14 protein-coding genes are annotated in these 15,271 nt (G+C 70.0%); 8 read left to right on the forward strand and 6 right to left on the reverse strand.

The window, feature by feature from the left end:
• The 4 genes from ACI2L1_RS18310 to ACI2L1_RS18325 all read right to left on the reverse strand — a co-directional run bounded on the left by ACI2L1_RS18310 (nucleotide 1) and on the right by ACI2L1_RS18325 (nucleotide 2,573).
• Complete coding sequence (locus ACI2L1_RS18310; protein WP_404740338.1) at nucleotides 1-726, reverse strand: metallophosphoesterase; 726 nt, start codon at nucleotides 724-726, stop codon at nucleotides 1-3.
• Nucleotides 723-974, reverse strand: a complete 252-nt coding sequence (locus ACI2L1_RS18315) for a BON domain-containing protein (RefSeq protein WP_404740339.1) — start codon at nucleotides 972-974, stop codon at nucleotides 723-725. Before ACI2L1_RS18315 ends, ACI2L1_RS18310 begins: the two co-directional genes overlap by 4 nt.
• Nucleotides 971-1,645, reverse strand: a complete 675-nt coding sequence (locus ACI2L1_RS18320; RefSeq protein ID WP_404740340.1) for a nucleotidyltransferase family protein — start codon at nucleotides 1,643-1,645, stop codon at nucleotides 971-973. Before ACI2L1_RS18320 ends, ACI2L1_RS18315 begins: the two co-directional genes overlap by 4 nt.
• A 358-nt stretch (nucleotides 1,646-2,003) precedes the next feature.
• Entirely contained in the window at nucleotides 2,004-2,573 is a 570-nt protein-coding gene (locus ACI2L1_RS18325) for an exonuclease domain-containing protein (protein ID WP_404740341.1), read from the reverse strand.
• A 264-nt stretch (nucleotides 2,574-2,837) separates the two neighbouring features.
• On the opposite strand from ACI2L1_RS18325, the gene ACI2L1_RS18330 reads away from it, so the two are divergent.
• On the forward strand, nucleotides 2,838-4,880 hold the full coding sequence (locus ACI2L1_RS18330; protein WP_404740342.1) for a DUF1996 domain-containing protein: 2,043 nt from the start codon (nucleotides 2,838-2,840) through the stop codon (nucleotides 4,878-4,880).
• A 73-nt stretch (nucleotides 4,881-4,953) separates the two neighbouring features.
• Here the strand turns inward: ACI2L1_RS18330 and ACI2L1_RS18335 are convergent, their stop codons facing one another.
• A complete protein-coding gene (locus ACI2L1_RS18335; RefSeq protein ID WP_404740343.1) occupies nucleotides 4,954-6,522 on the reverse strand; it encodes an MFS transporter in 1,569 nt (522 codons plus the stop codon).
• 254 nt (nucleotides 6,523-6,776) lie between these two features.
• Here ACI2L1_RS18335 and ACI2L1_RS18340 point away from each other — a divergent pair, with 254 nt between their 5' ends.
• Nucleotides 6,777-7,952 carry a serine hydrolase domain-containing protein gene (locus ACI2L1_RS18340; RefSeq protein ID WP_404740344.1) on the forward strand — a complete coding sequence of 392 codons (1,176 nt, stop codon included), beginning with the start codon at nucleotides 6,777-6,779 and terminating at the stop codon, nucleotides 7,950-7,952.
• A 23-nt stretch (nucleotides 7,953-7,975) separates the two neighbouring features.
• Here the strand turns inward: ACI2L1_RS18340 and ACI2L1_RS18345 are convergent, their stop codons facing one another.
• A complete protein-coding gene (locus ACI2L1_RS18345; RefSeq protein WP_404740345.1) occupies nucleotides 7,976-8,902 on the reverse strand; it encodes a GNAT family N-acetyltransferase in 927 nt (308 codons plus the stop codon).
• Nucleotides 8,903-9,377: 475 nt separating this feature from the next.
• Between ACI2L1_RS18345 and ACI2L1_RS18350 the strand changes: the two genes are divergently transcribed.
• From ACI2L1_RS18350 to ACI2L1_RS18375, 6 genes are all read left to right on the forward strand, one after another.
• On the forward strand, nucleotides 9,378-10,565 hold the full coding sequence (locus ACI2L1_RS18350) for an ATP-binding protein (RefSeq protein WP_404740346.1): 1,188 nt from the start codon (nucleotides 9,378-9,380) through the stop codon (nucleotides 10,563-10,565).
• Nucleotides 10,562-10,963: a roadblock/LC7 domain-containing protein gene (locus ACI2L1_RS18355; RefSeq protein ID WP_069759829.1), complete on the forward strand. Its 402-nt coding sequence runs from the start codon at nucleotides 10,562-10,564 to the stop codon at nucleotides 10,961-10,963. Before ACI2L1_RS18350 ends, ACI2L1_RS18355 begins: the two co-directional genes overlap by 4 nt.
• Nucleotides 10,960-11,337: a DUF742 domain-containing protein gene (locus tag ACI2L1_RS18360; protein ID WP_404740347.1), complete on the forward strand. Its 378-nt coding sequence runs from the start codon at nucleotides 10,960-10,962 to the stop codon at nucleotides 11,335-11,337. The genes ACI2L1_RS18355 and ACI2L1_RS18360 overlap by 4 nt, the downstream gene beginning before the upstream one ends.
• A complete protein-coding gene (locus ACI2L1_RS18365) occupies nucleotides 11,309-11,917 on the forward strand; it encodes a GTP-binding protein (protein ID WP_404740348.1) in 609 nt (202 codons plus the stop codon). Before ACI2L1_RS18360 ends, ACI2L1_RS18365 begins: the two co-directional genes overlap by 29 nt.
• A gap of 52 nt (nucleotides 11,918-11,969) precedes the next feature.
• Nucleotides 11,970-13,322, forward strand: a complete 1,353-nt coding sequence (locus ACI2L1_RS18370; protein ID WP_404740349.1) for a cytochrome P450 — start codon at nucleotides 11,970-11,972, stop codon at nucleotides 13,320-13,322.
• A 170-nt stretch (nucleotides 13,323-13,492) separates the two neighbouring features.
• Complete coding sequence (locus ACI2L1_RS18375; protein WP_404740385.1) at nucleotides 13,493-15,196, forward strand: hypothetical protein; 1,704 nt, start codon at nucleotides 13,493-13,495, stop codon at nucleotides 15,194-15,196.
• Nucleotides 15,197-15,271: the final 75 nt, after the last annotated feature.

Genomic DNA, 15,271 nt, shown 5'->3' on the forward strand with positions numbered 1-15,271 from the left:
TCAGTCCGTGTGCAGGTGGTACACGTTGAACGCCCGGCGGATCACCGGCTGGGCCACGTTCCGCACCCGCACCCCGCCGGCCGTCATCCCGTGCTCCGTACCGGCGTGGGCGTGTCCGTGCACGCTCAGGTCGGCACCGGCGGTGTCGATCGCCTCGGCCAGCAGATAGCTGCCGAGGAACGGATAGATCTCCAGCGGCTCGCCGGCGAGGGTGTCGGCGACGGGGGAGAAGTGGGTGAGCGCGACCCGGGCCGCACAGCCCTGCCGGCCCAGATCCTCCAGAGCGGTGCGCAGCCCGTCCGCGCAGCGCCGTGAGTACCGTACGAACTCCTTCATCAGCGGCTCGCCGAACTCCCCGGCACTGCGGCCCACGAATCCGCCGCCGAACCCCTTGGTCCCGGCGACGCCCACGCGGGTGCCGGCGCACTCCACGACCGTCCCCTCGCCCTCAAGTACCCGTACGCCCGCGTCCCCCAGGAGCGCGGCGACCTTCTCGGGCTGCTCGTCGTGGTGGTCGTGGTTGCCGAGGACCGCGACCACCGGCACCGCGAGGTCCCGTACCTCGTGGGCCACCACCCGGGCCTCCTCCGGCGTGCCGTGCCGGGTGAGGTCCCCGGCCAGCAGGAGCAGATCGGCGCAGTCGGACAGGGTGTCGAAGGCGGGGCGCAGTACGCCCTGGCTCTCCGTGCCCATGTGGATGTCCCCCACGGCGGCGACGCGGATCACGGCAACTCCTCCGCATGGTCGGGCGTGGCGTTCTCCGCCACCACCACGTCGGTGTGCACGGCGAGCCCGGCCAGTTCCTCGCGGACGGTCCGCAGCACGGACTCCCGGCACTGCGCGGAGGGCACCGTACCGGTCACCACGACCGCACCGGCCCGCACCTCGGCGCGGACTCCCAGCTCGCCCAGTTCCTCCGCGGCCAGCCGGTCGCGCAGGTGGGCGACGCGGTACTCGACGTTCTCCTCACTCATGGCCGTCCCTCCGTCTTCCTGGGCTCGATGACCTCCAGCCGTTCCAGGAAGTAGAAGAACGCGTCCGGCATCGGCGCGTCCCCGCAGCCCCGCCGCACGGCGTCCCAGTCGACCTTCTCCCGCAGCGCGCGGGCGATCGGCAGGACCGCCCCGAAGTCGCAGTGGTGCTCGGAGAACGCCGACAGCAGGCTGTGCAGCAGATCGGTCGGGGACAGCACCGGCATGAACACCGAGTCCACCGACAGCTCGTCGGCCTGCTCCAGCAGCTCCGTGGTGACCGGCTGGTGCGCCAGTTCGAAGATCAGGTCGACCTGCTGGCCCATGCAGTCGGCCTTCAGCAGCCAGTCCTCGGGCGGCGTACGCACCGTGAGCCCCGCTTCCCGCAGGGTCTCGGCCACGGCCTGCGCGTCCTCGGGACGGATGGCGAAATCGACGTCGTGCTGAAGATTCTGTGCCCCGCCATGCGCGTACACGGCGACGCTGCCCGCGAGCGCGAACGCGAGCCCTTCCCGTTTCAGGATCGCGCCGACCTGCTTGGTCGCCTCCAGGATCGCCTGGTTGCGGTCGACGGGCAGGCTCGTAGCGAGCGCGTCGGCGGCGTCCCCGGTAGCCAGCCGCAGTCCGGCGACGCCCCCGTGGCGGTCGACGTCGTCGTCGGCGTGCTGCGTCATCACTGCCCCCTTCCTGACCGGCCCGCACCCGAGGGGCCGTGACGGCGAGCCCCGAGTACCCGGGGGTCGGCCTTCGACACGGTGACCTGGCTGAGCCGCTGGAACGCAGGACCAGGTGACTCACCCAGGGGCGCGGGGAACTGCGCGACCAGCCCTGACGCGCCCGCAGACGGCACTGCGCTCGCACACGACAGCGCTCCCGGCGGGCCGCGATGGCCGGGCAGAGCCGCTGGAACGCAGGACCAGGTGACTCACCCAGGGGCGCGGGGAACTGCGCGACCAGCCCCGACGCACCCGCAGACGACAATGCACCCGCAGACGACAACGCTCCCGCCCGCCGCGACGGTCTCGCCGTCGGTCAGTCCGAGGGCCAGCCGCCCCGACCCGCCAGATGCAGCACCAGGGCCGCGATGTTCCAGGCGTCGTCCTCGCCGCGATGATGGCGTCCTTCGAGCGGCAGCCCGGCGATCTCCAGGGCCTGTGCCATCCCGGGGCGCTTGCGCAGGCCGTGTGCCTCGGTGAAGACCGCCTTGGCGTTGGTGTGGCGGCGGCCGAACGGATACGGCGTCCGGGTGGCCCCGCACTGCCGGGTGAACTGGTGACGGTCGTAGTCGCCCCAACTCGCCCAGGGCCGCGCACCGGACGCGTGCTCGGCCGCCAGCATCCGACAGGCTTCCCCGAACGGCAGGCCCCCGTCGACCTCTTCCTGGGTGAGGCCGGTCAACTCGGTGCAGAAGTCACTGACTTCGGACCGGGCGGGCCGCACCAGAACCCGGTGCCGGGCGATCCGTTCGGCAGTCGTCAGGTCCACGACGGTGAGCCCGATCTCGATGATCTCGCTGACCGAGCCCGGGGGAGGGGAACCGGGCCAGCACGTGGCTTCGACGTCCACGACGTTCAGGACGCGGTGGGTGCCCGTGCTGTTCATGACGAGAACCGTAGGGGCGCAGATGTGTGCGAGTCACTTCGTTTTCCCTGCACAGAGGTTCGAGAGGGGAAGGTGGAACCCGGTGTTCCGTATGAGGGTGCTGTGAATTTCCGATGCGCTTGAACACCGGGAGCCCACCATCCGTATGTGGCGAGGGATTTGCATGCCCGGAGAGCCGACACGCGCAGGAGTACTTCCGTGGGACGCAGTAATCGCAGACGCCCGACAGGCGCACGACGTGCGACCTTTGCCGCAGTAGCCCTGATGCTCGGGGGTGGTGGCCTGGTCGTGGCGAACGTGTACGCCTCCGCCACGGAGAGCGGCACGCCACAGCAGACGTCATGGGGAGCCGTCACGATCGACTGCCCCGACGTCGGAGACACGCTCACCAGCGTGCCCGACGGTTCGAGGGCGGAGGTGGACAAGGAACTCGCCCTGCTGGACCAGCAGATAGCCGAGGCCTATCAGCAACTCCAGGACCCGACGGTGCAGGACCGCGAGTCCGCGCAGAGCCGTATCGTCGACCCGCTCCAGGAGAACCGCGGGGACACGATCGGGCGTATCGCCGCTGTCCTGGAACGCTCGGGAGAGCGGCCGGACGGACTCGACGACATGGCCGCCTGCACCCTGCGCGCCACCGAGAACGAGAACGGTGACGGACAGGATCAGCAGCAGGGCGAGGACCAGAACCAGGACGGTCAGCAGAACGACGGCCAGCAAGGGGACGGTCAGCAGGGCGACGGCCAGGACCAGGGCGACCAGCAAGGCGACGGTCAGGACCAGGGCGGTCAGCAGCAGGGCAACGGCGGACAGGCCGGCAACGGCCCCGTGGCCGCCGACTACGCCGACATCACCACCGCCCCTTCCGCCGCACAGGCCCCGAGCCCCCAGGGCGACGCCTCCCGCGGCACCTTCGTCACCAGCTGCGGTGTGAACGCCAACGGCCTGTTCAACTCGGACAACGTCATCGTGGCCCCCGGTGTCTCCAACGGCGCCCACCACTTCCACGACTACATCGGCAACCAGTCCAACACCGCCTTCGCGAGCGACCAGGACCTGGCGAACGCCGAGACGAGCTGTGCCGACCCGGGCGACAAGTCCACGTACTACTGGCCCGTGATCCGGCTCCAGAACGGAACGCAGGAACAGGACGCCAACTCGCCCGGCGGCGGCATCGAGGGCAACGCCGGTGAGATCGTCACCCCCAAGGACGTGACGCTGACGTTCGTGGGCAACCCCCGCAGCAAGGTCACCGCGATGCCGAGGCTGCTGCGCATCATCACCGGCGACGCCAAGGCCTTCGTCAACGGCACCGCCAACGCCAACGCGTCCTGGAGCTGCACCGGGTTCGAGGACCGGCAGCTGAAGGACAAGTACCCGCTGTGCCCGCAGGGCAGTGACGTGGTGCGCACGTTCAAGTTCCAGAGCTGCTGGGACGGCCGCAACATCGACAGCGCCAACCACCGCACCCACGTGGCGTTCGCCCAGAACGACGGCACCTGCCCCGACGGCTTCGAGGCCATCCCGCAGCTGGTCCAGCGGATCGTCTACGACGTCGACGCGCCGAGCCTCAACGACGGCGGCCGCACCACTCCGCTGTTCGCGGTCGACTCCTTCCCGGAGCAGGTCCACAAGCCCGTCACCGACCACGGCGACTTCATCAACGTCTTCGACGAGAACCTGATGAACGAGATGGTCGACTGCATCAACTCCGGCCGTCAGTGCGGCGCGGGGACGGGGCAGGACGATCCGGGCAACGGCGGCGACAACGGCAACGGTGGCGGCGACAACGGCAACGGCAACGGCGACAACGGTAACGGCGGCGACAACGGCTCCGAGCCGGACCCCGGCGCCGGCCAGGACCCGGGCGACAACAACGACAACGGTAACGGCGGTGACAACGGTTCCGAGGAAACCCCCGGAAACGACGACGACCCGCAGCAGCAGCCCACGCCGACCGCCGAAGCCCCCGCCGGCGCCGAGACGACCGCACCGGCTGACGCCGACGAGCCCAAGACCTACTCCTCACCCACGGCCCACAGCACCACGGCACCGTCTGCCGGGACCGGGAGTGGCAATGGGCAGGCGAACCAGCCGAACCCCCAGGACGACACGGCGACCGACGACCCCGGAACCGGCACGACCGGAGCCGTGGCCCAGCCCCCGGTCGCCGCGCAGCCCGAGCCTCAGGGCAACCAGAGCAGTCTCGCCGAGACCGGCACCCAGCTGTGGCCGGCCGGGCTCGGGGCGATCCTTCTGATCGCCGGCTTCGTTCTGCTACGACGCACCAGCCGCCGTTCGATGTGACACCGACCGGCACGAGCGAGAAGCAGGGGTGGCTGTCCGCCGCGCAGCTCCACCGGCGGACAGCCACCCCTGCTCAGCGCGGGCTCGGTCGCCGTACCCCGATGAGTACGGCGGCGACCACCGCGGCCGCCAGCATCCCGAGCCCGCCGACGAGCGCGCAGGTGTGCAGCGCGTCGGTGAACCCGGCACCGTAGGCGGCCCGGGCCTGACCGGTCGCGTCCGGCGTCTTCAGTTCGAGGAACGCCCCCGCCTGGATGCCCACGTGCGACACGAGCCCGAGGACCTGGCCCTGGTCGGCGGGCGCGAGCCCCGACTGGGCGAGGTGTCCGGGCAGGGTGTCGATCGTGCGGTGCGTCAGGATCACTCCGAAGACCGCGGGGCCCAGCGCGCTGCCGATCTGACGCAGCGCGCTGTTGGCCGCCGCGGCCGTGCTCGCCAGCCGACCCGGCAGGCTGTCCATCGCGATCGTGGTGATGGGAGCCATGGCCAGCGCGATCCCTACGCCCAGCACGGCGACGACCAGAGCCGCCTCGCCGGTGCCGGTGGAGGCCTGGAAGAGGTTCACGCACAGCGCCCCGACGCCTCCGACCACGAGTCCGGTGACCAGCAGCAGTCCGGGCGTGGCCCGGTTCATCAGCCGGCCGACGAGCGGGCCGAGGACGACGGTGAACCCGTTCAGGGCGATCAGCCGCACCCCGATGTCCCAGGTCGAGGCGTGGTGCACCAGGCCGAAGTACTCGCTGAGCGCGAACACCAGTCCGACCTGGGCGAACAGGGTGATGGCCATGACGAGCGCGGCTCCGGAGAACGCCGAGGACCGGAACAGCCGCATGTCCAGCATGGGGCAGGGGGAGCGCAGTTCGACCAGCACGAAGGCGGGCAGCGCGACGGCCGTCACGAGGAAGGCGGTCACGACCTGGGCCGACGCCCAGCCCGCGCTTCCGCCCTCGATGACGCCGTAGACGAGCCCCGTGATCGCGACGGCGGCCAGCAACTGTCCGGGGACGTCCAGGTGGCGTTCGCGCTCCGAGCGGGAGTCCGTCAGGACCACGGCACCGATGACGAGCGCGACCACGCCGAGGGCCAGCGAGGGCAGGAAGATCCACCGCCAGCTCGCGTGCTCCACGATCACCCCGTTGAAGAGCGGGCCGAGGGTCAGTCCGAGGCCGAGGGAGGCGGTCCACAGGGCTATCGCCCGGGCCCGTTTGCGGGGGTCGGGGCGTTCGTGGCTGATCAGTGCCAGTGTCGAGGGCAGCAGCGCGGCCGTGCCCACGCCGGTGAGCGCCTGGCCCACGCACACCTGCACGACAGTCCCGGCGGTAAGGCAGACGAGACAGCCGAGGCAGAACAGGACGAGACCCGCCAGCCAGGTCTTCTTGCGGCCGTAGAGGTCGCCGATCATGCCGCAGGTCAGCAGGAGCGCGGCGGTGGGCAGGATGAACGCGTCGGTGATCCACTGGAGTCCGGCGGTGGAGGCGTCGAGCGCCTGCTGCATGACCGGCAGGGCGACCGAGACGCCCACGACCGGCAGATAGGAGACGAACACTCCCGCACAGGCCAGCGCGACGGTGGCCTTGGCGTGCCGGGACGGCGCGGGGGAGTGCGGGGACGGGGGCGAAGCGGGTGAAACGGTGGCCGACATGGCACCTCGAAAATTGACGTGAGCCATTCTTGATCTGGGAAACCGAATCGGACCGTACCCCCGGCAGGCGCCCCGGGAGATGCCGTTGTACCTGCAAACTAAGCTGAACAAGGGTGACCGCTGATCCCCTCGGAGTGAATTCACCGCGGGCATCCGGCGCCTCTGCGCTGGTCCGTATGCAGCAGTACGCTAAGCACAAGCGCCCACCTGAGGTGAGGCTGGACGAGCACTGCCGTCCCCTTCCCGGAGCCCTCATGCCTCTGCGTCATCCCACTCCCAGACCGCGCCTGCGAGCGGCATCCGTCATCGCGCTCTGCCTCGCCGCACTGTCCCCGGCCACGGCCCAGGCCGCCACGGACCCCTCGGACCCGCACGCGCTCGAGCGCCAACTCGCCGACTTCGTGCATCGCCCCGGCGGCCCGCCCGGAGCCATCGCCGTCCTGCAGACAGAGCACGGGACCCGCGTGGTCCGCGCCGGAGTCGCCGACGTCCGCACGGGCCGACCGCCCCATCCCGACGACCACATGCGGATCGCGAGTACGGCCAAGGCATTCAGCGGGGCGGTGGCCCTCACCCTCGTCGACCACGGCAAGCTGAGCCTGGACGACACCCTGGGCGAAATCCTGCCCCAACTCCCCGATGCCTGGGGAGCGGTGACGCTCCGTCAACTCCTCAACCACACCAGCGGCCTGCCGGACTACTCCCAGAGTGCCGCGTTCCGCGCCGTGATCAGTGCCGATCCGCGCCACCACTTCGACTCCCGGCGGCTGCTCGACTACGTCGCCGGCGAAGCCCTGCGCTTCGAGCCCGGCAGCCAGTACCGCTACTCGAACTCGGACAACATCGCCGTCGCGCTCATGGCGGAAGCGGTGACCCGGACACGGTACGAGGACCTTTTGCGCAAGCTGGTCTACGCGCCGCTGCGCCTGCACTCCACCAGCCTCCCGCAGGGCTACCGGATGCCGAGGCCCTACCTCCACGGCTACGTCGTGAGCCCGCCCGCGCCCCCGGAGGACGTCAGCGAGGCCATCGGCATGTCCGGCGTCTGGGCCTCCGGAGGGATCGTCTCCACCCCGGCGGACATCACCCGCTTCATCCGCGGCTACGCGAGCGGGCGGCTCTACGGCAGGCCGGTCGTCGAGCAGCAGCGGCAGTGGATCGAGGGCGCGTCCGAGCCCGCCGGGCCGGGCCGCAACTCCGCGGGCCTGGCCATCTTCCGGTACCAGACGCGATGCGGTGTCGTGCTGGGCCACACCGGAAACACGCTCGGTTATACGCAGTTGATCGCGGCGACCCCCAACGGCCGCCGTTCACTGACCTTCTCGGTCACCACCCAGATCAATCAGTCCACCGATGCCGCGCAACTGGAGAGAATGCGCGCTCTTCAGGAGAACTTTGTCTGCGCATTGTTGCGAGACAAAGGAAAATAGGGTGACGCGGCGGCCGAGGCCATTCAACTCACCGTGATTTCCCAGGTATCGACGGCGTAATGCACCGACATTCCGTTGCGTGTGTACAACTCGGGTGCCCCGGTGGCGTTCTCGGTGTCCACACCGAGGCCCACCGTGTCCCGTCCACGGGCCGCGAACACCGCGAAGGCCTGCCGCAGCAGCAGCCCCCCGAGGCCCCGGCCGCGGGCCTCGCGGACGACCCCCAGGCTACGGATCCACCCCATGGCCTCGCGGTCGTCCCGGGCGATCAGGAAACCGACGTCCCCGAGATCCTCGGCGGAGACGATCCACACCAGGGACCAGTCCAGCCGGTCGGCATCGACGTCGTGCAGCCACTGCTCGTACGCGCGCGACTGGAAGTCGAAGTGCTGGGCGAACGTGGCCTGGTAGAGGGCGTGGGCCTGCTTGCGGTCCGCCTCGTCGGCACAGGCCCGCACCCGGACGCCCGCCGGTGGTTCGGGCGTCAGGGCCTCGCCGCCCCGCAGCGGCCGCTCCAGCACGTGATAGCGCCGTACGACCGACCAGCCCCGCGCGCGGATCAGCGCGAGGTCGGTGGTGGGCGCCGCGTTGAGGTGCAGATGGACCACGGCCTTCGAGGCGCCGTTGGCCCGCGCCCTCTCCAGGGCCCTGGCCTCCATCGCCTCCAGGAGCACTTCGCCGGCCTGCTGATGGTCGGGCAGCACATAGTGGTCGGCGTCGATGCGCTCACCTTGCGAGTCGTCCCACACCAGGGCGTACGCCACCAGCCGCGGTCCGTCGAAGGCCAGCCAGGAGTCGCGGTCAAGGTCGACCTCGGGGTGCCCCAGGTCGGCCTCCACCGTGTGCAGATCGGTCTCGGCCCGACCGATCTCGATCCGGTCGATCTCGTTGAGCAACTCGGTGACGGCCGGCGCGTCGGCCGGCGTGGCAGCGCGCAGTGGATAGGGCATGGGGCAAGGGTCCGGGCCGGGCCCGACGGCCGCAATCGAGTTTTCTCCGGGCGGGGGGAAAGCGTTCTCACCCCCTTGCTAGGCTGCGCGTGTTGATCATGAACGAGTGGTCGGAACAGGGGATCCCGTGCGGAACACCACGGCGGTGACCACCGCCCTGTCAGGGTGCGGGCCGGGGTCCGGCGACGACCGCTGACACCGGCCGATGAGACCCTGCTCCGGGATCTTTTGTGGAGAGTCGTCAAGTGTGCCCTCTGATACGCCTGTTGACACTGTGACGACTGATAAGATCATTCCACTTTTCAGTAGGCTGACGGCGCGTCAACGACGCGTACGGGGGACAGCCAAAACGGCCCCATCGTGAAGGAGTGACGGTTGGTCCGCCGGTAAGGCCCGCCCGCACACGGTGGCGGGCAATTCCGGGGGTCCCATGCACGGTCAGTCTCCCGACGCGAGGCGACTTGAAGAGAGTCTCATGACGTCATTGTTCGAAGATCCACTCCTGTGGGTCCTGCTCGTGGTACTCATCGCTGCGGTACTCGCAGTGATGCGCGCACGGAGAACCAACATCCACCTCCGCGCGAACAACAACAAACTGCACGGCGACATCGCCGGTGTGCGAGGCCAGCTCGCCGAGCTCCAGACGACCTACTCGTCGGTCAGCTCGCGGCACGCCGCGGATCTGGAAGAGGTGCGCAAGGACGCCGAGTCGGCCACCAAGGCCACCCTCAAGTCGGCGGTGGGCACCCTGGCCACCCTCGCCGAGGAGCAGCTGGCCCTGCTCGACGGACTCCAGCAGAAGTACGGCGACGACAACGCGGTCCTCGCCGACCTGATGCTGGTCGACCACACCGGCAGCCAGTTCAGCCGGCGTACCAAGGGCATCTCGGTGCTCTGCGGCGGCTGGCTGGGCCGACGCGACCGGGACGCCTCGGTGTACGACGTCGCCCGCAGCGCCCAGGGGCGAATCCGCGACTTCGAGCGGGTCAACGTCCACTCGCAGGCCAGCGTCGCGATCACCAGCCGGGCGGTCGAACCGGTCGCCATGGTTCTGGCCGAACTGCTGGACAACGCCACCAAGTACAGCGCCCCCGGCACCCCCGTCGAGATCAACATCCAGGCCGTCCCCACCGGGATATGCCTGATCGTCGACGACGCCGGTCTCGGCATGGACCAGGAGACCAAGGCCCGTGCCGCGTCTCTCCTGACAGCGGGCGGGGCCGTGGACATCACGAGCCTCGGCGACCCGCCCAAGTTCGGCTTCGCCCTCTCAGGCAAGCTCGCCGCCCACTACGGGTTCCACGTCTCCGTCGACGCGGTCTCCCCGTACGGCGGTGTGCGCGCCGTGATCCGCGTGCCCGAGAACCTTCTGACGGCGGACGTGCCCGCACCCGCGCCCGTCGTGCTCGACGACCTCGACGGCGAGCCCGCGGTGGCCAAGCCGGCCCCGGTCGCCTCCCTCGTCGTCGGACAGACGGCCGGAGGTCTCCCCAAGCGCCGCCGGCGCCGCAACGGCTCCGTCTCCGTGGTGGCCTCGCCCGGCGCGGAGGTACCCGACCTGGACGCGGCCGGCGAAGAGACCGCCTCGCGGCTCAAGGCATTCGCTCGCGGAACCCTGCTCGGGCGGGACTCAGACAACACGGAAGGACCTCAGAACCAGTGAATCCCGATCTGTCGTGGGTGTTGAACGACGTGCTCGAGGTGCGCGGAGCCCGCCACGCGATCCTCGTCTCGGCGGACGGCCTGTTGATGCAGCGGTCCGACGGCATCGTCCGTGACGACGCCGAGCGGAACGCCGCCGCGATGAGCTCCTTGCAGTCCCTGTGCCGCAGCGTCGCCCCCTTCGTCGGCGGCGGCAGGGGCCTCTGGAAGCAGACACTGATCGAGTTCGACGGCGGATGGATCTTCCTCATCGCCGGGGGCAGCGGCTCCTACCTCGCCGTCTCGACCGCCCTGGACGTCGACATGGAGGCCATGTCGATCCGGATGCAGAAGACGGTGGGCGCGCTGACCAAGGCGATGAGCGCGACGCCGCGCCAGAACACCGGCGTAGACGCATGATCTGGCCCGGCGAGGACGCTCCGGTAACCAGCGACTTCGTCCGCTCCTACGTCATCACGGGCGGCCGTCGTCTTCCCTCCGACGACGACCTGGCCCTGCACACGCTGGTGTGCCTGGCCCCCGACCGGACCCTGCCGTTGGGGGCCGGTCCCGAGGTGCGGGCCATCTGGGAGCTCTGTTCGGGCGGCTACCTGTCGGTCGCCGAAGTCGCCGGTCATCTGGGACTGCCGGTCGGCGTGGCCCGATTGCTGCTGTCCGATTTATTCGAGCAGGGGCACCTCCTGCGTCGCGCTGAACCGGCCCCCGCCCAGCACGTTCCCCGAGCGATACTCGAGAAGGTTCTGCATGGACTCGAAACCCTCAACATCGGCTGACCCCACGGCGAACGGCTCCATCTACGTCTCCGCCGAGGTGACCACCGCAGCGAAGATCCTGGTGGTCGGGCATTTCGCCGTGGGCAAGACGACCTTCATCGGGTCTCTCTCGGAGATCACTCCTCTGCGCACCGAGGAGAAGATGACCCAGGCGTCGGTGCACGTCGACGATCTGCGGGGCGCCCCGGAGAAGGCGACCACCACCGTGGCGCTGGACTTCGGCCGGCTGACGCTGAGCGACGAGCTGGTGCTGTACCTGTTCGGCACCCCCGGACAGCAGCGCTTCATGCAGCTGTGGGAGGACATGGCCCGCGGCGCGCTCGGTGCCCTGCTCCTGGTCGACCCCTCACGCCTTGAGGAGACGTTCCCGGTCATCGACCTGATCGACGAGTACGGCCTCGAGTACGCGATCGCCGTCAACACCTTCTCGCAGACCAGCCACTTCGAGGAGGACGAGATCCGCGAAGCGCTCGACCTGCTTCCGGACACTCCCGTCATCTACTGCGACGCCCGCGACCAGCGGTCCTCCGCCCGGGCCCTGATCGCGCTCGTCCGTCATCTGCTCGACCGCGCCGCCTGAACCACCACCCCCCGCCCGGACCGCACGGTCCGGGCCACCAAAGGACACAGACATGGACGTTCACGACACGGCCGCCACCGGTGCGGCCAGATGCCCCATGTACGACGGCTCCTTCGCCGCCGACCCGCAGAAGGTCTACGACTACCTCCGGGCGCACGGCCCCGCGGGCCCGGTCGAGCTCGCCCCCGGTGTCGACGCCACGCTCGTCGTCGGACACGAGACCGCCCTGCGGGTGCTCCAGAACCCCGGCCTGTTCGCGCGCGACAGCCGCCGCTGGACCGCCCTGAACGACGGCCGCGTCCCCCTCGACAGCCCCGTCCTGCCGATGATGGCCTACCGCCCCAACTGCCTGTTCACCGACGGCGGCCAGCACCTCAGGCTGCGCAAGGCGGTCACCGAGAGCCTCGACCGCCTCAACGTCACCCGCATCCGCCGCGACGTCGAGCCGATCGCCGCCTACCTCATCGACCAGTTCAGCGAGCGGGGCCGGGCGGACCTGGTCAACGACTTCGCCAAGCTGCTGCCGATGCTGCTGATCAACAAGCTGTTCGGCTGCCCCGCCAACATCGGCGACCGGGTCACGAGCGCGATGGCCGACATGTTCGACGGCAAGGACGCGCTGCGCGCCAGCGACGAACTCACCGCCTGCTTCATGGAGCTCATCACGCTCAAGCGCCGTGAACCCGGCGACGACATCACCTCCTGGCTCGTCCAGCACTCGGCCGGTCTCAGCGACGAGGAGCTCAAGGACCAGCTGGTGCTGCTGATCGGCGCCGGCGTGGAACCCACGCGCAACCTCATCGCCAACTCCCTGCTCCTGCTCCTGGGGCCGGAGGGCGAGGACGGCCCGAGCATGCAGATCGAGGACGCCCTCGACCACGTTCTGCTCAACAACCCGCCGATCGCCAACTACGCGACGCACTTCCCGGTGCAGGACGTCGACCTCGGCGGAGTGGTGGTCCAGGCGAACTCCCCGCTGGTCATCAGCTTCGCCGGAGCCAACAGCGACCCCGCCCTCACCTCGTCCGGCCAGGCCCACAGCCGAGGCGCCCACCTCGCCTGGGGCGCGGGGCCGCACGCCTGCCCGGCCAAGAGCCCGGCCCAGGTCATCGTGGTCACGGCCATCGAGCAGATCCTCAACGCCCTGCCCGACCTGGTCCTGAGTGTCCCGGCCCAGGAACTGGAGTGGCGTCCCGGCCCGTTCCACCGTGCCCTCGCCGCCCTCCCCGTCCAGTTCGCCCCCACCCCGGCCACCCGCATGGCATCGGCGTACGGCGTCCCCACCCCGACCCGTCCGTCCGTCGTCCAGCAGCCCGCAACGGCGGCGCGCATCCCCGCTCCCGCGGCGCAGAAGCCGGTCAAGAAGGGGTTCTGGAGCAGCTTCCTCGAGATCTTCCGTGTGTGACGGCTTAGCTCCCGCCACCAGGTGCCGGAGTGGGGACCGACGGTTTCACGAGTCCCTCTCCGGCATCTGCGTTCGTTCGGGGGACAGATCGGCCGCCATGGGTCCGAAAGCCCCTTCTTCGGGCAGAATCGACTCCCGTGCAGCACAGCCGGCAGCGCGAGGAGCGGCGCATGGAGTACTACGACCTCGGCTCCCATGGCCGACCCGTCACCACCGACTCCGCCGAGGCCCAACTCTGGTTCGACCGGGGCCTGGTGTGGACCTACGCCTTCCATCACGAGGAGGCCGTGGCCTGCTTCGGGAAGGCGGCCGCCGCCGACCCGGACTGCGCGATGGCCCACTGGGGCATCGCCTACGCGCTCGGCCCGAACTACAACAAACCCTGGGAGTTCTTCGACGAGCGGGACCTGGCCCGGACCGTCGAACGCACCCACACGGCCGTCGAGTCGGCGCACGTGAAGGCGGCCGCCCGGGCCACGGTCGTGGAGCGGGCCCTGATCGGCGCCCTGCGCGCCCGCTATCCGCAGGCGAAGCCCGCCGAGGACTGCGCGGTGTGGAACGCCCCGTACGCCGACGCCATGCGTGCCGTCCACGAACTCGCCCCGGACGACGCGGACGTGGCCGCCCTGTACGCGGACGCGCTGATGAACCTCACCCCCTGGGAGCTGTGGGACCTGCGCACCGGTGAGCCCGCCCCCGGAGCGCGCACCAGCGAGGCACGGGCCGTCCTGGAGCGAGCCCTCTCCGGAGCCACCGGGCGTACCCACCCGGGCGTCCTGCACCTGTACATCCATCTGATGGAGATGTCGCCCACTCCCGAACTGGCCCTGTCCGTCGCGGACCGGCTGCGCGGGTTGGTCCCGGACGCCGGTCACCTCCTGCACATGCCCTCGCACCTGGAAGTCCTGTGCGGCGACTACCGGCGGGTCGTGTCGGACAATAGCGCCGCGATCGCCGTGGACGAGAAGTTCCGGGCCCGGTCCGGAGCCATGAACTTCTACACGCTCTACCGCTCGCACAACTACCACTTCAAGATCTACGGGGCGATGTTGCTGGGCCGCTCGGACATCGCGCTGGAGACCGCCGCGCAGCTGGAGGCGTCGATCCCGGAGGAACTGCTGCGCGTCGAGAGCCCGCCCATGGCCGACTGGCTCGAAGGCTTCCTCGCGATGCGCGTCCACGTACTGATCCGCTTCGGCCGCTGGGCCGACATCCTGGATCTGCCGCTGCCCGCCGACCCACGGCTGTACTGCGTGACGACCGCGATGCTCCACTACGCCCGCGGCGTCGCCTGGTCCGCGCTGGGCCGCACCACCGAGGCGGAGACTGAGCGCGCCCTCTTCCGGGAGGCCGTCGCCGCGGTCCCCGAGGCGAGGATGCTCTTCAACAACACCTGCGCCGACATCCTGGCCATCGCCTCCGCCATGCTCGACGGCGAACTGGCCTACCGGAAGGGCGAGTTCGACACCGCCTTCGCGGCGCTCGCCCGGTCGATCGAACTGGACGACAACCTCCCCTACGACGAGCCCTGGGGCTGGATGCAGCCCACCCGCCACGCCTACGGTGCCCTCCTGCTCGAACAGGGCCGAGTCGCCGAGGCGGAGGCCGTCTACCGCGCCGACCTCGGCCTCGACGCCACCCTCCCGCGGCCGCTGCAGCACCCGGGCAACGTGTGGGCGCTGCACGGACTCCACGAGTGCCTGGTCCGCGGCAACAAGGAGGGCGAAGCGCAGATCATCGCCCGGCAACTGCGCATCGCCGCCGCGCTGGCCGACGTACCGATCGAGGCGTCGTGCTTCTGCCGCCTGGACACCGGCTCGGCCGAGACGCCGGACTGCTGCGGTCAGGCTTTGATCAACAGGACGGCAGAATAAGCGAGTTGGAAGCGGATTCGCGAAGGACTTGTCGTGCGCAGGTTGAACGCGCTGTCTTCGGCTGACCAGAGCGGA

It is taken from the genome of Streptomyces sp. NPDC019531 (assembly GCF_044903305.1).
Taxonomy (GTDB): Bacteria; Actinomycetota; Actinomycetes; order Streptomycetales; family Streptomycetaceae; genus Streptomyces.